We start from the raw sequence: 15,853 nt of genomic DNA, 5'->3' as shown, positions 1-15,853 counted from the left end.
ATTACCCTCTACAATGTCATTATGACTAAGACATCATCAAAAAATACTCTTGAACGCGCTCGCCAAGTCCTTGAAATTGAAGCACAAGAAATCTTATCTTTAGCGAATAGGCTTGATGATCATTTCGTCAACGCTGTTCAACTCATTTTACATTGTGATGGCAGAGTTGTGGTAAGTGGGATGGGCAAATCGGGGCATATCGGAAGAAAATTAGCCTCTACTTTCGCAAGCACTGGCACCCCAAGCTTCTTTATGCACCCTGCAGAGGCAAGTCATGGCGATTTAGGCATGATTACATCTAATGATGTAGTCATTTTTCTATCAAATTCTGGTAAGAGCGATGAGCTTTTATCTATCCTACCAGTCATAAAAAGAATCGGCGCAAAAATTATTTCAATTACAGGCAATAGTGATTCTGAGCTTGCAAGGGAATCCAAAATTCATTTAAGCGCTCATGTATCTCAAGAGGCCTGCCCTTTAGGGCTTTCCCCTACCGCTAGCTCAACAGCATCTCTTGCTTTAGGAGATGCATTAGCCATTTGTGTTCTTGATCAAAGAGCATTTACCGCTGAAGATTTTGCTCGATCGCATCCAGGCGGCAGTTTGGGCAAAAGACAAGTTGTGCGGGTGCGAGACATTATGAGAGACCTTGATAAAGTGCCTTCCATCAAAGAAGATGCATTACTTTCTGATGCAGTGCTTGAGATATCTCTTAAGGGCTTAGGCTTTACAGCAATAGTTAATCCTCATTCCGAGCCTATTGGCATATTTACTGATGGCGATTTAAGAAGACAGCTTTCTAAAAAAATAGATTACGAAAAACAGTCCATTAGAGAAATTATGAACAAAAATCCTAAGACAATATTTGATGATCAAATCATTATTGATGCAATCAACTTAATGGATTTCAATAAAATTAATGGCATTCTTGTGGTTAATAGAGAGAATAAATTAGTAGGTGCTTTTAATATGCATGATCTCTTTAAAGCGAAAGTTATTTGATGGATTCAACCCTTAAAGAACGTGCACAAAAAATCAAGCTTATGATTTTTGATGTTGATGGTGTAATGACAGATGGTTCGCTATTCATTGGGGATGATGGTCAAGAGTATAAAATGTTTAATACACAAGATGGTTTAGGTATGCGATTACTTAAAAAAAGCGGGGTTAAACTTGCAATTATTACCGGCCGCAATTCAAATAGTGTTCTTATTCGCGCTGAAAATTTAGAGGTAGATTACTTTTACCAAGGCATTTCAGACAAAAAAGAAGCGTTTGCTGATCTCATTAAGAAAACAGGATTCAGGTCTGAAGAATGTGCATTTATGGGAGATGACATTGTAGATTTGCCTCCTATGTTGCAATCGGGTCTCGCTATTTCTGTGCCTGCAGGCCACGATGAAGTAAAAAAAATTGCGCATTTTGTGACAGAAAAGATTGCCGGCTATGGTGCCGTTCGAGAGGCCTGTGATTTTATTATGAAGGCTCAAGGCACTTATGATGAAATCGTTGCACCTTACTTTAAATGATCAATCGTTTCTCTGTTTTATTTCCTATTTTTTTTGCTGCAATCTTAGCTTTTATTTCTTACTGGGTTCAAGTTTCTGTTGAAAATGAAAGTGAAAAAAGAGGAAATAAACTAAGCAACAGCCCCGATTATTTTTTAACAAATTTCAAAACAACGCAAACTGAATCAAATGGGTCTATTCATTTCATTTTATCTGCAAATGAAATGACCCATTACCCGCAAGATGACACGACGCGACTTAAAAAACCTCTTTTTATTAGATATAAAAATAATGTGCCTAGCTCAAAAATTGAAGGTGGCATTGGTTTTGTTTCGACCGACGGCGAAGAAGTGCAAATAATTGACAATGTAAAAGTGGCTCGCCTCGAAACTGAAACAAAGCCAAAAATGGAGCTTTTTACAGATCAATTGACTATATTGCCAAACAAAGACCAAGCATTTACAAAAAGGCCTGTTCGCATCACTCAAGACCCCAAAACAGTCGTTAATGCAATTGGCATGAATTATGACAAAAAGAATGGAATAATGACGTTATTAGCGAGAGTTCGTGTGCATTATGAAAAGCCTGTTAAAAAAAATAATTTAAACGTGCAACCTATTACTCAAAATAAAAATCTAAAGAAATAATGCGCTTATCTTTTTTTAAAATATCGTCACTGAAAATTCTCTTTGCTTACTTATGCATTTTTAGCATCAGTTCATCTTACGTCTTTGCAGAAAAGGCAGACCGAGATAAGCCTATCGAGCTTGAATCTGACACAATGACATCTGATGACTCAAAGAATAAAAGTATTTATTCTGGTAATGTCATTTTGACACAAGGCACACTGCTTATTAAAGCCGATGAACTTACCATCCGAGAAGACAATCAAGGCTTTCAACATAGTACAAGTGTTGGTAATCCCACAACCTTCAAACAAAAACAAGAAGGTAAAAATGAATATATTGAGGGCAGCGCTCAGAGAATTGAATATGATGGTCGTATGGATAAAGTTCATTTATATAGTAAAGCGTGGGTAAAAAAAGGCGGGGATATTGTTCAGGGCGATTACATCATGTACGACGCAAATGCTGAATTTGCAAAAGCAATGTCAGGTAACACTAAAAATAAAGCAGGTGAGACTGTACCGGGTGGCAGAACGCGTGCAATTATTCAGCCCAAGAAAAAACCACAGGAATAACAAGTCGCTATGAGTGAATTAGTCATTGAAAATCTTAAAAAAACTTTTAAAAAAAGAACTGTCGTTCAAGATGTATCTTTAACTATCAAGAGTGGGGAAATCGTAGGATTGCTGGGGCCCAATGGTGCTGGTAAAACAACAAGTTTTTATATGATCGTAGGGCTTATTCCAAGCGATCGAGGACGTATCTCACTCGATGGTGCAAATATATCAAAAATGCCTATTCATAGTCGTGCAAAATTAGGTCTCTCTTACCTTCCTCAAGAACCTTCGATCTTTAGAAAAATGACGGTGGCTGAAAATATTTTAGCTATTTTAGAATTGCAAGACTTAACTCGCGAAAAAATGAATGCAAGACTTGAAGGGCTTCTTCAGGAATTAGGTATTAGTCATATTAGAAACAATCCTGCAATCAGCCTTTCCGGGGGCGAAAGACGTCGTGTTGAAATCGCTAGATGCCTTGCCTCTGATCCCGCATTTATTCTATTAGATGAACCTTTTGCAGGTATTGATCCAATTGCGGTCATTGATATTCAAAAAATCATTAAATATCTCGCCGAACAAAAAATTGGCATTCTCATTACAGATCATAATGTTCGTGAAACTTTAGGTATTTGTGATCGCGCGTATATTGTAAATCAAGGGAAAATTCTTGCATCTGGACTACCTAAAACTCTTGCTAACGATCAAAATGTTAAAGATGTTTATTTAGGTAAGGATTTTTATCTATAACTATTTAGATTAGCGCTATTTAAGCGATGAAACAAAATCTTCAATTTAAAGCGTCTCAACACTTATCGCTTACTCCTCAACTTCAACAGTCTATTAAGCTTCTCCAGATGTCATCTGTGGAGCTTAATCAAGAACTTGAAATTCTCATTCAACAGAACCCTTTAATTGAAATGCTAGAGGAAGATGAGGAAGACGGTAAAGATATTGCGATAACTCCTCAGGAAGAAACTTCATTTGAAATTTTAAACGATCAAGAAATCCAAGATCCTATTTATGAACACGAAATTAATTGGGATGAAGAATACGCAAAAGATAATAATTATATCGATTCAAATGAGTATCGAGAGTCTGCGGCACAAACCCTAAAACAATACCTTGAAGATATTTTTCATTTAATTCCAATTGGCGAGAAGGATCAAGCAATTATTTCTCTTCTAATAGATTCAATCAATGAAGATGGCTATTTGGAAGAGCCTCTAGATTACTTCTTATCAAGTATTCCAAAGGAGTATGAAGTAAGTATTGAAGAAATAGAATCCTTACTAAAATTACTTCAAAAACAAGCGCCACCTGGAATTGGCGCAAGAGATCTTATTGAATGCTTGACGCTTCAACTTGAAAGTAAGGAAGAAAGTCCGATTCACATACTTTCCATTAAAGTTATTAAATCTCATCTAAACCTTCTGGCCTCTCGTGACTTTGTTAAGCTTAAAAAAATATTAGGCTGTGAAGATGAAGTGCTAAGAGAAATTCAGAAGGTAATTAAAAGTCTTAACCCAAAACCTGGAAATATATTTTCCACCATTGAAAGTCATCACTTCGTTCAACATGAAGTTAATGTAAAAAAAGTAAAGGCTAATTGGCAAGTTTCATTAAACGAACAAGCAATTCCAAAGCTTCGCTTAAATCATATTTATCGAGACCTAATCAAAAATTCGCAAGCTGACTCAGCTCATCATTTATCTAGTCAAATACAAGAAGCAAAATGGATTGTGAAAAACATACAACAGCGGTTTGTCACAATTCTTAAAGTTTCAGAAGCCATCATGAAACATCAAAAAGATTTTTTAGATTATGGTGAATCTATGATGAAGCCTCTTATTTTAAGAGAGATTGCTGAAGAAGTTGGTCTTCATGAATCCACCATCTCTAGAGTTACATCAAACAAATATATTAATACGCCTCGGGGCATTTATGAGCTCAAATTTTTCTTTGGAAGTTCAATTGACAATAGCTCAGGTAATGAACTTGCATCTACTGCAATTAGGGCTAAAATTAAAGAAGTTATTAAACAAGAAGATCCAAAAAAACCACTTTCAGATAGCGAGATTGTTTTATTATTAAAGAATCAGGATATTAATATTGCACGAAGAACTGTGGCGAAATATAGAGAAATACTAAATATTGCTCCAACCAACCTTAGAAAAATTTTATAACTCTAACCTTAAGGAAATAATATGAATATTCATTTAACTGGCCATCATTTAGAAATCACTCCGTCATTAAAGGAATATATTCAAACTAAATTAGCTAAAATTTTCCACCATTTTGATCATGTAATTGATGCAAAGGTCACACTCACAGTAATTAAACTAGAACACATTGTAGAGGCTACTATTCATCTTCCAAAGAGCGATATTCATGCTGAATGCAGAGGTGAAAGTATGTACACCGCCATTGATTTACTATCGAGTAAATTAGATCGCCAAGTCATTAAATATAAAGAATTACATAAGGATCACCACCGAGTTGAAGGCGGCTTAAAACACCAGTCGATAGAATAATGTATTTATCAAAAATTTTTAATTTAAACCCATTAAAATCTAAAGTCCCTCAAGCTACAAAACATGCACATGGTGTTTTTGTTGTAATTAAAGGTAAAGGTATATTAATCGTTGGCAAATCAGGTATTGGTAAAAGTGAGGTTGCACTTGATTTAATTTACAGAGGCAATAAGCTTATTGCTGACGATAGTGTAGAATTTTTCAAACAAGATGAAAATACACTCATAGGCCAAGCGCCATCACTCCTTGCCAATGTAATGGGGGTTCGTAGCTTAGGCATACTTGATATTAAAAAATTATTCGGTGATAAAAGCATAATCAAAAAAGAAAAGCTTTTTTTAGTGGTTGAATTGAAATCATTCCAAAAAAAAATACTCTACCCGAGACTAGATATGGATATAGGTTCTTTTAAGCTTTTTGATATTACTGTTCCTAAAATAGAGCTCCCTATAGATAAAACAAGACATGTAAGCCTTTTAATTGAAACTGTAGTTAAAAACTACATATTACTTAATAGGGGATCTAATGCAACAAAGAATCTTTCACAGAAGCTTAATCTTCAATTAAGTTTAGATCATTAATTATGGAAGTCATTATTATTTCAGGATTGTCAGGCTCGGGTAAAAGCATTGCCCTAAATGCTCTAGAAGACAATAATTTTTACTGTATTGATAATTTACCAGTCACGCTTTTATCTAGCATTTCTCAACATCTTAATCATGAACATCAAGATAAGGTTGCTATAAGTGTTGATATTAGGAGTATAGATATTGAAAAATTACCTCATGTTATTAAAGAAATCGAGTCTTTATCTATCAAAACGAAGCTTATTTATTTAGAATCCTCTACAGAATCTATAGTTAGACGATTTGGCGAAACTAGGCGGAGACATCCATTAGCAAATGAAAAGCTATCCCTTGATGAAGCTATAGAAAAAGAGCGTTCCATGCTCGCACCTTTAGCTGAAATTGGTTACAAAATTGATACTAGCAATATGTCTGTCAATGTATTGAAGACAGCATTGAGTGAATTAATTCAGCTAAAAGAAGATCGTCTGGCCTTACAACTTAGTTCATTCGGATATAAGTTTGGCATCCCACTTGATGCAGATTTTATCTTTGATGTGCGCTGCCTTCCTAATCCACACTACGAATCAAATCTAAAAAATTTAACCGGGATAGACAAGCCTGTTATAGATTTTTTTGAAAACTTCAAAGAGGTTGATAAGATGTTTCAAGATATTAATCACTTTGTAAAGGAATGGCTAAGTGCTTTCAAAATAGAACAAAGACATTCTCTAAATATAGCTATTGGATGTACTGGTGGCAAACATCGCTCCGTTTATATTGCGAATAAATTATTTACTAACTTTTCTAACCCAAAATCTCAAGTGACTATTCGTCACAGAGATATTAACCATTAAAAGAACTTATGATTGGTATTCTTCTTATCACGCACGGCGAACTCGGAAAATCTCTTATTGAATGCGCAACACATGTTCTTGGGGATCAGCCATTATTTCTAGAATTTCTCTCAATCGAAAATGATTGTGAACATGAAAATATGTTTAAGCAAATATCGGAAAGAATTAATCTCTTAGATCAAGGTGATGGCGTTTTAATCTTGACAGATATATTTGGAGCAACACCTTGTAACATTATTACTAAAATAATTAAGCCAGGAAGAGTGAGTGCAATTGCGGGTGTAAATTTATCTATGCTTATCCGCAGCATTAGTTATCGCCATGAGTCTTTCGATGCTCTCATTGCCAAGGCAATCCAAGGCGCTCAAGATGGCATCATTCATATTCAATCCAATCAATCTTGCTAACACTTTCTATTAAAATCATTAATAAGCTAGGTTTGCATGCAAGAGCCTCTGCAAAACTTACGCAGATAGCCAATCAATTTGACTCAGATATATGGATTGAAAAAAATGATAAAAAAGTAAACGCAAAAAGTATTATGGGGGTAATGATGCTTGCGGCTAGCCAAGGTTCAAATGTCATAATTACGACAGAAGGTCCTGATGAAAAAGAAGCTTTGAATTCTATCGTTACTCTTATCAATGATTTTTTCGGTGAGGGAGAATAAAGCAAGATGACTCCATTTAGCATTCACGGTACTGGTGTTTCAAATGGAATCGCTATAGGTAAAGCACATTTGATTTCCAATGCTCTTCTTGAAGTTGTTCAATATGATATTGAGATAAAAAATATTCCTCACGAAATCAAAAGATTTGAGGATGCTATTACTGCCGTCAAAATTGATCTCAATAAAATTAAATCTCAACTACCCTCTGATTCGCCAGGAGAGTTAAGTGCATTTATTGATACACACTTAATGATATTAAAAGATAAGTCATTGTCTTCATTGCCAAAAACTATTATTGAGAATGAAAAATGCAATGCAGAATGGGCGATCAAAAAGCAAATGGATAGCGTAGTAAATCAATTTGATCAAATCGAAGATCTATATTTAAGGGAAAGAAGACAAGATGTTATTCAGGTTGTTGAAAGAGTTATTAAAATACTTTTAGGCCATTCGAATCAAGCTGCTGTAAAAAATAAAGAAAAATTAACAATTTTAGTCGCTCATGACATTTCGCCAGCGGATGCGCTGCACTTTAAGAATCACAAATACGCAGCCTTTATCACAGAGGGTGGTGGTATAACTTCCCATACTGCAATTTTATCAAGAAGTTTAAATATACCCTCAATTGTGGCATTGCAGAATGCTAGAACTTTAATACGTGACAACGATTTAATTATTGTTGATGGCGCTCAAGGTGTTGTGATTGTTAATCCAACTCAAGAAATTCAAAACTACTATAAAACACTCCAAGATTCTTGGGGTGAGGAACAAGAAAAGCTTCAGCGTATTAAGACAAAAAAATCAATCACTAAAGATGGGGCGTTAATTAACCTCTTAGCAAATATTGAAGTTCCGAATGACATTCTCTCTGTAAATGCCTCAGGTGCTGCCGGAGTGGGTCTATTTAGAACAGAGTTCTTATTTATGAATAGACATGATATGCCAGATGAGGAAGAGCAATTTCAAGCCTATAAGAGAGTAGCTGAAGCGATGGGTAAAAGGCCTGTCACTATTCGTACTTTAGATTCAGGTGCTGATAAACAAACAGCACTAGTTAACAAAAAAATAAGCCCGAATCCAGCGTTAGGATTAAGAGCGATTCGATTGTGCTTGTCCGAACCCAAAATCTTTATAACGCAACTTCGTGCCATTTTAAGGGCTTCTCAATTTGGAAATATTAAAATTCTTTTTCCTATGCTAAGCAGTATCAGTGAGCTTCGGCAAACCAAACTTCTTCTAGAAAGGGCGAAAGCAAGCTTAAGAAAAGATAAAGTAAGGTTTAATGAAAAGATTCTTATTGGAGGTATGATTGAAATACCAGCTGCAGCAATCAGTGCAGATATTTTTGCTCAAGAACTCGATTTTTTATCTATCGGTACAAATGATTTAATTCAATATGCGCTTGCGATTGACCGCACCGATGAAGCAGTGTCACATCTTTACAACCCTCTTCATCCTGCTGTTCTAAAATTGATTGCTCTTACAATAAAGTCCGCTCATAAATATAAAAAATCTATCGCTATTTGCGGTGAAATGGCTGGTGAACCTAAACTTACCAAACTATTGATCGGTATGGGTGTTGAACAACTCTCAATGCACCCTTCACATATTCTCAGTGTAAAACAACAAGTTTTAAATAGCTCGATCAAAAACATGAAAACTTCTGTTCTTAGGTTACTTAAGTTAAGCGAAGTCGATAAAATTGAAACTTTACTAAAGAAGATTAATCAATCTTAATAGATAACTAATTTTTAATAATGATGACTAACCCTATATTATTCCGCGATAGCCTTCCCCTTTTCGATCAAATTAAACCTAGCCATATTTCGCCAGCTATTGAGAGCATTCTCAAAGAAGCGAATAGTTTGATTCACTCTCTTAAGGTGATGGGCGGCTCTATTTCATGGGAAAATTTTGTAGAACCTATTGAAATGGTTAGTGAAAAAATTTCAAGAGCATGGGGACAAATTGAGCATCTTAATGCAGTCGTCAATTCTGATGATTTAAGAAAAGCCTATAACGATAATCTGATAAAGCTGACTGAGTTTTATACAAACCTTTCTCAAGACGAGGCGCTTTATAAAAAATACCAGTCTCTTAAAGATGGCGAAATATTCGAATCACTTACGCCATCACAAAAGCGCATTATTGATAATGTTCTTCGTGAATTTAAATTAGGCGGTGCAGAACTTAATGAATTAGAAAAAGCACGATTTAAGGTTATTCAAGAAAAACTTGCAAAACTTTCAACGCAGTTCGAGGAAAACATCTTAGATGCTACCAATGAATTTTCTATTTTTGTGGGTGACGCTCATGATCTTCAGGGCATTCCTGAAGAAAATATTAAAAAAGCTCAGAGTGAAGCTATTGAAGATAAAAAAGAAGGTTACAAATTCACCCTACACTTTCCATCCTACCTGCCAGTGATGCAATATGCTGAGGATAGAAATTTACGAGAAAAACTCTACCGGGGTTATGCTACCCGCGCATCTGAGCTTTCATCCCCTAAGTTTGACAATACAAAACTTATAGATGAAATACTCGCTCTACGTTATGAATCAGCAAAATTACTTGGCTTCAATCATTTTACTGAAATGTCTCTTGTTACTAAAATGGCGAAATCAAATGAAGAAGTTGTAAGTTTTCTTATGGATTTAGCGAACAAAGCAAAGCCTTTTGCCTTGAAAGATATGGAAGAGCTTAGTGCTTTTTCTAAAACGTTAGGTATAGAAAAATTAGAAGCCTGGGATATCGCTTATGTTTCTGAAAAACTTCGACAAGCCAAATATAGTTTTTCGGAAAATGAAGTAAAACAATACTTTCCTGAACATCGCGTTCTGAAGGGTTTATTTAAAGTAGTTGAAACTATCTTTAAATTAAAAATTATTAAAACAGATGCTCCTACTTGGCATAAAGATGTAAGTTTTTATTCCATAAAAAATGATGGTGATGAGTTAGTTGGTCAATTTTATTTTGATTTATATGCACGAAATCATAAACGAGGTGGGGCATGGATGGATGAAGCTATATCTCGATATAAAAACTCTTTCGAATCATCACATCCAGTAGCCTTTCTGACATGTAATTTTTCATCCCCTTCTGAAAATAAACCAGCTTTATTTTCCCATGATGATGTCATTACTCTGTTCCATGAATTCGGTCATGGGCTTCATCACATGCTGACTAAAGTAGATGAATACAGTATTTCAGGAATTAAGGGTGTTGAATGGGATGCTGTTGAATTGCCCAGTCAATTTATGGAAAACTTTTGCTGGGAATGGGATGTAGTAAAACATATGACTGAGCATGTGGACAACAAGAGCCCCCTACCTGAAGCTTTGTTTAAAAAAATGATTGAAGCTAAAAACTTCCAGTCAGGCATGCAAACTTTAAGACAAATTGAGTTTTCTTTATTCGACATAAGATTGCACACTCAATATAACGATCAGAATAAAATTAACTCCTTAAAACTACTCGAAACTATTCGGGACGAAATTGCCGTTGTAAGACCTCCAGCCTGGAACCGTTTTCCTAATAGCTTTTCTCATATTTTTGCTGGTGGGTATGCAGCAGGTTACTACAGTTATAAATGGGCTGAAGTCTTAGCTTCTGATGCTTTCAGTTTATTCGAAGAAGAAGGTATTTTGTCGAGCAATGCTGGCAAAAAATTTCAAGAAGAGGTTTTATCGAAAGGTGGCTCTAGATCCGCTATGGAATCTTTTGTTGCATTTCGGGGTCGTGCGCCCACTGTTGACGCCTTGCTGAGACATAGCGGTATGGCTTAAATGTTATGAAGCTCGCAACGTGGAATGTGAATTCTCTCACTGTAAGACTAGGCCAAGTCGAAGATTGGGTTAAAAAAGTGCAGCCTGATCTTCTACTACTTCAAGAAACAAAACAAGAAAATACTAAATTCCCTCATGATGCAATAAGTGCCCTTGGCTATCATGCTATTCACAATGGGCAGAAAACATATAACGGGGTTGCGATTATAAGTAAATATGAGCTTTTTGATATTCAAAATAATATGCCCGACTTCGAAGATGAGCAAAAGAGATTGATTGCTGCAACTGTAAATACGGACTATGGAAAAATAAGAATAGTTTGTGTGTATGTTCCTAATGGGCAATCTGTAGATTCAGACAAATACCAATATAAGCTCGACTGGTTAAAACATTTTACTGTATGGCTTAAAAATGAAATGGTATCTTTTCCAGACATTATTATTGCGGGCGATTTTAACATTGCGCCTCAAGATATCGATTGTCACGATCCAGAGGCCTGGAAGAATAATATTCTTGTAAGCCCAAAAGAAAGGGATGCTTTTCAAAAAATTATTGACTTAGGATTGTCAGATAATTTTAGGGCAATGAATCCTACTGAAATTCAATATAGTTGGTGGGATTATCGAATGGCTGGATTCAGAAGAAATCTTGGTATGCGCATTGATCACATACTCACAAATAAGAATCTAACAAATAAAACGAAACAATCTTTAATTGACAAGGAACCAAGAAAGTCAGAACGTCCATCGGACCATACACCCGTTATTGTAGAACTTTAATTTACTTTACCTTGATTCCTAGCTGTTTTAACTTTCTATAAAGATGGGTTCTTTCTACGCCAGACACTTCTGAAAGTTTTACCATACTCTGATCATCATTATTTAGGTGGTGTTTAAAGTACATTCTTTCAAACTCATCACGAGCATCTCTTAGTGATTTATTAAAAATTTCATCTAACCCTTGATCATGAGTACCCTTACTTTTTTTTGATGATTTATTTTTATCATGTAACAAATTAAATTGATTTGCAACGCGCTTAACATCTTCTGCGGTAATTTTTTCAAGCAAGCTAGTTTGCATTAAATTAAACACAAAGCTTTCTAACTCCTCTATATCGCCTAACCAATTCATAGCTCGCATCATATTTAAAGCAGCAACATCAAAAACTTTATAATCAGATTTATCAGATTTTGTGAGATGCATTGTCAAAATAGATGAAGCCAATTCTGGAATATCTTCTTTATGCTCATTAATTGAAGGAAGCAATAATGAACCAGGTAATAGTTCATTTAAAATACGCTTATCAAAATCAACATCCTCTGCCTGGGTAAGTGATTTTGAAGTTGCACAAATAATTCTTACATCATAATTAACCGCTTTGCTAATCAGTAGATTTAAGCCTTTTTGTTGAGATTTAGTCAAATGGGAAATTTCATTTAAAAAGATTGATCCACCTCTATGTTGATCAAGAAGATCAGCCGGTGCATTCGAAACAACTTCAAAATCTTTTACATCAATCCAGGGTTGATTTTTTGGATGTAAGTATTGCGCACAAATTTTGGCGCAACCTCCTTGAGGGCCTATAAGGAGAAGTGGTGTTTTTAAGGAAACGAGTTTATCAAGTCTTTTTTTAAGGTCTTGTATCACGTTACTCTTGCCAATGTTTAGTAAGTTAATTTCTATTTTTGGAAGATTATTTGCATACTTTAAAGCTTCATTGACTGTCTTTAAAAGCTTCTGAAGTGTAATAGGCTTTTCGAGGAAATCAAAAGCACCGATTTTAGTTGCTTCCAAAGCGGTATCAATTGTTCCATGACCTGACATCATGACAACTGGACTGGTAAGAAACTTTTCATTTACCCACTCCTTAAGGAGTGTGATGCCATCACAATCAGGCATCCATATATCTAGTAAGATCAAATCAGGCATTTTACTTTTTTTAAGCTCGCGAGCTTCTGTAGCACTTTCAGCTACAAAAATTTCAAAGCCCTCATCGATAAGAATATCCCTGAGCAATTCTCTTATGCCCAGCTCATCATCAACTACTAATATTTTTTTTATACTCATAATTATTTACTTTTAGATATCGGCAGTTGAATATTGATATTAGCACCACCATTTTTTATATTTTCTACAACAATGGTGCCCTCATGCTCTTCAATAATTTTTTTCACTATGGCCAAACCAAGCCCAGTGCCATGCGACTTCGACGTGACGTATGGCTCAAATGCTTTTTTAAGTATATCTGCTGAAAAGCCTGGGCCATTATCCTCAATGGATAAGATAAGATAGTTTTTATATTTATTTGTATTAATTTTAATACTCGGCTTTTTTGTATTATTTATCATAGCGTCCTGTGCATTCTGAATCAGATTTATAAGGACCTGTCTCATCATATTTACGTCTACTTTTATTTTAGGCAATCCTTTTAATAATGTCGTTGTTATTTTAATCCCTGAATTTTCAAATAAATGAGAAATTTCCTTAATAGTTTTGTTAATATCTGTTAATTCAAGACTCAACTTAGGGGCCCGTGCATATTCGCTAAACTCATTTACCATAGTTTTCATTGCATCAACTTGATTAACAATAGTTGAAACAGCCTTATCTAGAATATCTGTGTCCTCTTTGTTTAATTTAGAGCCTAATTTATGCTTAATTCTTTCTGCTGAAAGTTGAATAGGTGTAAGTGGATTTTTAATTTCGTGCGCAAGCCTCCTTGCAACTTCTGACCATGCTGCATCTCTTTGGGCCTGAATCATCATAGTTATATCATCTATCATTAAGACATAGTTCTTAATCTTATTTTGGGGTAGGGGAGTAATTTGTAGCGAAAGTACTTGATTATTTTTTTCATATTTAATTTCAAACTGCTTGATGATTTCAAAGTGCTTCTTGCTCCTCGCTACTTTAATTTCTTCTTGAATACTCACAACAAAATCGTTTAATAATTTATTTTTATTTGAAATTGAAGTTATTAATTGATTTGTATTCTTAGATAAATCTATCTGCAAAATTTTAGAGGCGGCAATATTAAATGATTTGATTTCCATATCATCATTAATAATGATTACGCCCGAAGATAAATGAGCCAATACAGTTTCAAGATATGACCTAGCAGACTCGAGTCTTATCTGGTTATTTTCTGATGTTTGGGTAGCCTGGTCTAACTGTCTTGTCATACTATTAAAGGATCTTACAAGAACGCCTAACTCATCTTTACCCTTTTCAGGAAGCATGGTCTTAAAATTTCCTTTTGCAATCTTTTTAGTGCCTTCAGCGAGGAGTGCAAGTGGTTCTGATAGTTTTCTACTAAGCAGAAAACCGATAGCGACAGCAGTCAAAATAGCAAGCATAAGTACAAGCGTTAAGGTGATCGAAAAAATGACTTTCAATGAATCTCGACTATATGAAAGCTTCTGATAGTCTTGGAATACATCCTGTACTGATTCAGCAAGGGTCGTCAATGAGTCTGGAACTGGTTGTAAAATTTGTAAAATTAATCTTTCGTTCGAGATTGCAGCTCCATTAATTGGTGCCAAAACTCTCAAATAAAGACCTTTATTTTTTATCGGCTCGATTTTTCCGTAGATATTATTTTCTGCCTGCTTCAATTGTATTAATGTCGGCAAAACAGGTAAAAATGATTCTGCATCATTGCTTGACACAGCAATAATTTTTCCTTGGTCAGAAATGATTGTGGCGTCTTGAACACCTGTTTTTTCTCGAAGGTCACTAAGTGCAGCATATTGAGATGTCGTAGGCATTGACGAGAGTGTCAGTGCCATGCGCCCTGCCTTTAATTCTAGATCAGCTAACATAATGTCTAATGCTTTCTGCCCTAGCTTCAAACCACCATCTAAGGCTGATTCAACTTTGACGTTAAACCATGACTCAATTGAACGTGTTAAGAAATTAACTGAAACTAAATAGACAATTAAACCTGGTATTACTGCCATAAGGGTAAAGGAAATAACAAGACGCATGGATAAACGACTCCCCATTACGTCTTTTTTAATGTTTCCAAATAATTTCTTAATCTGATTTGCAATGATTGCAATCAAACTCAAAATAAAAATGCCACTTAATATAAGAACAACTGTATAGGAGCTGCCTGAAATAAATTCAGAACTTGAACTTGCTTTTGACAAAAGAAATAAGAGTGACGCACCAACTAAAGTAGTAATGGCAATCAGATATCTCATTTTTTATTTACGAAAGTCCATTGAAATTGTTTAGAAGCTAATTGCCACTCTTGATTGCTGGTTATATCTGCTTGAAGCTGTTTTGGTAATTTAGTCTGATCTAATTTAACCTGAAGATAAGCCGAGTACTTTTCAGTGTCATCAATCTGTGATTTATCAAAAATACGCCAATTTTTTATTTTTTTAAGCTCATTTTTTGCCTGAGTTAAATTATCAAAAGCAATAAGGCGATTTTCAGACTCAGTAAGAGTAAATTGTTTTGATAGCGCATGGTATGTTAATAGAATTTCTTTTGTTTTTTTAGTGACTTCCTCATCAAACCAATATTTTCTGGGCTTCTTTAGCTCAAATTCAATAATAAAATTAATAGGAATACCTTTTTTTATGGCTTCATCTAAATCATCATTAAAAGATAAATCAAAATCAGCATTTAAAAAATATGCTTCGAATTGGCTATTGATTTCAGCAGTTTTGATAATCAAGCTATTGTCGGACGCAATAGTAGATGAAGAAAAAAACAAGATCATCCAAAAGCTAAAGAAAAT

Annotated in this window: 17 protein-coding genes; 14 read left to right on the top strand and 3 right to left on the bottom strand. The window is 34.9% G+C overall.

Annotated elements, in window-relative coordinates; all coding sequences use genetic code 11:
- Window positions 1-21: 21 nt before the first annotated feature.
- Genes BN1208_RS00665 through xth form a run of 14 tightly spaced genes read left to right on the top strand, consistent with a single transcriptional unit; the run spans window position 22 to window position 11,882 of the window.
- Window positions 22-1,002, top strand: a complete 981-nt coding sequence (locus tag BN1208_RS00665) for a KpsF/GutQ family sugar-phosphate isomerase (RefSeq protein WP_046486771.1) — start codon at window positions 22-24, stop codon at window positions 1,000-1,002.
- Window positions 1,002-1,529: a KdsC family phosphatase gene (locus BN1208_RS00660; RefSeq protein WP_046486768.1), complete on the top strand. Its 528-nt coding sequence runs from the start codon at window positions 1,002-1,004 to the stop codon at window positions 1,527-1,529. The genes BN1208_RS00665 and BN1208_RS00660 overlap by 1 nt, the downstream gene beginning before the upstream one ends.
- Entirely contained in the window at window positions 1,526-2,155 is a 630-nt protein-coding gene (lptC, locus tag BN1208_RS00655; RefSeq protein WP_046486766.1) for an LPS export ABC transporter periplasmic protein LptC, read from the top strand. The genes BN1208_RS00660 and lptC overlap by 4 nt, the downstream gene beginning before the upstream one ends.
- Window positions 2,155-2,709 carry a lipopolysaccharide transport periplasmic protein LptA gene (lptA, locus tag BN1208_RS00650; protein WP_052734592.1) on the top strand — a complete coding sequence of 185 codons (555 nt, stop codon included), beginning with the start codon at window positions 2,155-2,157 and terminating at the stop codon, window positions 2,707-2,709. The genes lptC and lptA overlap by 1 nt, the downstream gene beginning before the upstream one ends.
- Window positions 2,710-2,718: 9 nt before the next feature.
- Entirely contained in the window at window positions 2,719-3,441 is a 723-nt protein-coding gene (lptB, locus tag BN1208_RS00645) for an LPS export ABC transporter ATP-binding protein (protein ID WP_046486763.1), read from the top strand.
- Between the two features lie 26 nt (window positions 3,442-3,467).
- Window positions 3,468-4,877, top strand: a complete 1,410-nt coding sequence (rpoN, locus tag BN1208_RS00640; protein WP_046486762.1) for an RNA polymerase factor sigma-54 — start codon at window positions 3,468-3,470, stop codon at window positions 4,875-4,877.
- Window positions 4,878-4,898: 21 nt separating this feature from the next.
- Entirely contained in the window at window positions 4,899-5,225 is a 327-nt protein-coding gene (hpf, locus tag BN1208_RS00635; RefSeq protein ID WP_046486759.1) for a ribosome hibernation-promoting factor, HPF/YfiA family, read from the top strand.
- On the top strand, window positions 5,225-5,806 hold the full coding sequence (locus BN1208_RS00630) for a phosphoenolpyruvate carboxykinase (ATP) (protein WP_052734591.1): 582 nt from the start codon (window positions 5,225-5,227) through the stop codon (window positions 5,804-5,806). Before hpf ends, BN1208_RS00630 begins: the two co-directional genes overlap by 1 nt.
- A gap of 2 nt (window positions 5,807-5,808) precedes the next feature.
- Complete coding sequence (gene rapZ, locus BN1208_RS00625; RefSeq protein ID WP_046486755.1) at window positions 5,809-6,648, top strand: RNase adapter RapZ; 840 nt, start codon at window positions 5,809-5,811, stop codon at window positions 6,646-6,648.
- 8 nt (window positions 6,649-6,656) lie between these two features.
- Complete coding sequence (locus BN1208_RS00620) at window positions 6,657-7,055, top strand: PTS sugar transporter subunit IIA (RefSeq protein WP_046486754.1); 399 nt, start codon at window positions 6,657-6,659, stop codon at window positions 7,053-7,055.
- On the top strand, window positions 7,049-7,318 hold the full coding sequence (locus BN1208_RS00615) for an HPr family phosphocarrier protein (protein WP_046486752.1): 270 nt from the start codon (window positions 7,049-7,051) through the stop codon (window positions 7,316-7,318). Before BN1208_RS00620 ends, BN1208_RS00615 begins: the two co-directional genes overlap by 7 nt.
- A 6-nt stretch (window positions 7,319-7,324) precedes the next feature.
- On the top strand, window positions 7,325-9,055 hold the full coding sequence (ptsP, locus tag BN1208_RS00610; protein ID WP_046486750.1) for a phosphoenolpyruvate--protein phosphotransferase: 1,731 nt from the start codon (window positions 7,325-7,327) through the stop codon (window positions 9,053-9,055).
- Window positions 9,056-9,078: 23 nt separating this feature from the next.
- Window positions 9,079-11,103, top strand: coding sequence for a M3 family metallopeptidase (locus tag BN1208_RS00605; protein ID WP_173424749.1), 2,025 nt, complete (start codon window positions 9,079-9,081; stop codon window positions 11,101-11,103).
- Window positions 11,104-11,108: 5 nt separating this feature from the next.
- Window positions 11,109-11,882, top strand: coding sequence for an exodeoxyribonuclease III (gene xth, locus BN1208_RS00600; RefSeq protein WP_046486745.1), 774 nt, complete (start codon window positions 11,109-11,111; stop codon window positions 11,880-11,882).
- Between the two features lies 1 nt (window position 11,883).
- Here the strand turns inward: xth and BN1208_RS00595 are convergent, their stop codons facing one another.
- Genes BN1208_RS00595 through BN1208_RS00585 form a run of 3 tightly spaced genes read right to left on the bottom strand, consistent with a single transcriptional unit; the run spans window position 11,884 to window position 15,835 of the window.
- Window positions 11,884-13,170, bottom strand: a complete 1,287-nt coding sequence (locus tag BN1208_RS00595; RefSeq protein WP_046486743.1) for a sigma-54-dependent transcriptional regulator — start codon at window positions 13,168-13,170, stop codon at window positions 11,884-11,886.
- Between the two features lie 2 nt (window positions 13,171-13,172).
- Entirely contained in the window at window positions 13,173-15,308 is a 2,136-nt protein-coding gene (locus tag BN1208_RS00590) for a sensor histidine kinase (RefSeq protein WP_046486740.1), read from the bottom strand.
- Window positions 15,305-15,835 (bottom strand): DUF4390 domain-containing protein, encoded by a 531-nt coding sequence (locus BN1208_RS00585; RefSeq protein ID WP_162197749.1) that lies wholly within the window; start codon window positions 15,833-15,835, stop codon window positions 15,305-15,307. Before BN1208_RS00585 ends, BN1208_RS00590 begins: the two co-directional genes overlap by 4 nt.
- Window positions 15,836-15,853 lie beyond the last annotated feature (18 nt).

Origin of the sequence: Candidatus Methylopumilus planktonicus, from assembly GCF_000981505.1 — a bacterium.
Lineage (GTDB): Bacteria > Pseudomonadota > Gammaproteobacteria > Burkholderiales > Methylophilaceae > Methylopumilus > Methylopumilus planktonicus.
The sequence above is the reverse complement of the archived record's forward strand: the minus strand, read 5'-3'. Positions and strand labels throughout refer to the sequence as shown.

What these genes read in the sequence shown, in the direction of transcription:
- BN1208_RS00585 (WP_162197749.1), bottom strand. Translation starts at nt 15,835, where the DNA reads ATGATCTTGTTTTTTTCTTCATCTACTATTGCGTCCGACAATAGCTTG.
- rapZ (WP_046486755.1), top strand. Translation starts at nt 5,809, where the DNA reads ATGGAAGTCATTATTATTTCAGGATTGTCAGGCTCGGGTAAAAGCATT.
- hpf (WP_046486759.1), top strand. Translation starts at nt 4,899, where the DNA reads ATGAATATTCATTTAACTGGCCATCATTTAGAAATCACTCCGTCATTA.
- xth (WP_046486745.1), top strand. Translation starts at nt 11,109, where the DNA reads ATGAAGCTCGCAACGTGGAATGTGAATTCTCTCACTGTAAGACTAGGC.
- BN1208_RS00620 (WP_046486754.1), top strand. Translation starts at nt 6,657, where the DNA reads ATGATTGGTATTCTTCTTATCACGCACGGCGAACTCGGAAAATCTCTT.
- BN1208_RS00660 (WP_046486768.1), top strand. Translation starts at nt 1,002, where the DNA reads ATGGATTCAACCCTTAAAGAACGTGCACAAAAAATCAAGCTTATGATT.
- BN1208_RS00605 (WP_173424749.1), top strand. Translation starts at nt 9,079, where the DNA reads ATGACTAACCCTATATTATTCCGCGATAGCCTTCCCCTTTTCGATCAA.
- BN1208_RS00590 (WP_046486740.1), bottom strand. Translation starts at nt 15,308, where the DNA reads ATGAGATATCTGATTGCCATTACTACTTTAGTTGGTGCGTCACTCTTA.
- ptsP (WP_046486750.1), top strand. Translation starts at nt 7,325, where the DNA reads ATGACTCCATTTAGCATTCACGGTACTGGTGTTTCAAATGGAATCGCT.
- lptB (WP_046486763.1), top strand. Translation starts at nt 2,719, where the DNA reads ATGAGTGAATTAGTCATTGAAAATCTTAAAAAAACTTTTAAAAAAAGA.
- BN1208_RS00595 (WP_046486743.1), bottom strand. Translation starts at nt 13,170, where the DNA reads ATGAGTATAAAAAAAATATTAGTAGTTGATGATGAGCTGGGCATAAGA.
- BN1208_RS00630 (WP_052734591.1), top strand. Translation starts at nt 5,225, where the DNA reads ATGTATTTATCAAAAATTTTTAATTTAAACCCATTAAAATCTAAAGTC.
- BN1208_RS00665 (WP_046486771.1), top strand. Translation starts at nt 22, where the DNA reads ATGACTAAGACATCATCAAAAAATACTCTTGAACGCGCTCGCCAAGTC.
- lptA (WP_052734592.1), top strand. Translation starts at nt 2,155, where the DNA reads ATGCGCTTATCTTTTTTTAAAATATCGTCACTGAAAATTCTCTTTGCT.
- rpoN (WP_046486762.1), top strand. Translation starts at nt 3,468, where the DNA reads ATGAAACAAAATCTTCAATTTAAAGCGTCTCAACACTTATCGCTTACT.
- lptC (WP_046486766.1), top strand. Translation starts at nt 1,526, where the DNA reads ATGATCAATCGTTTCTCTGTTTTATTTCCTATTTTTTTTGCTGCAATC.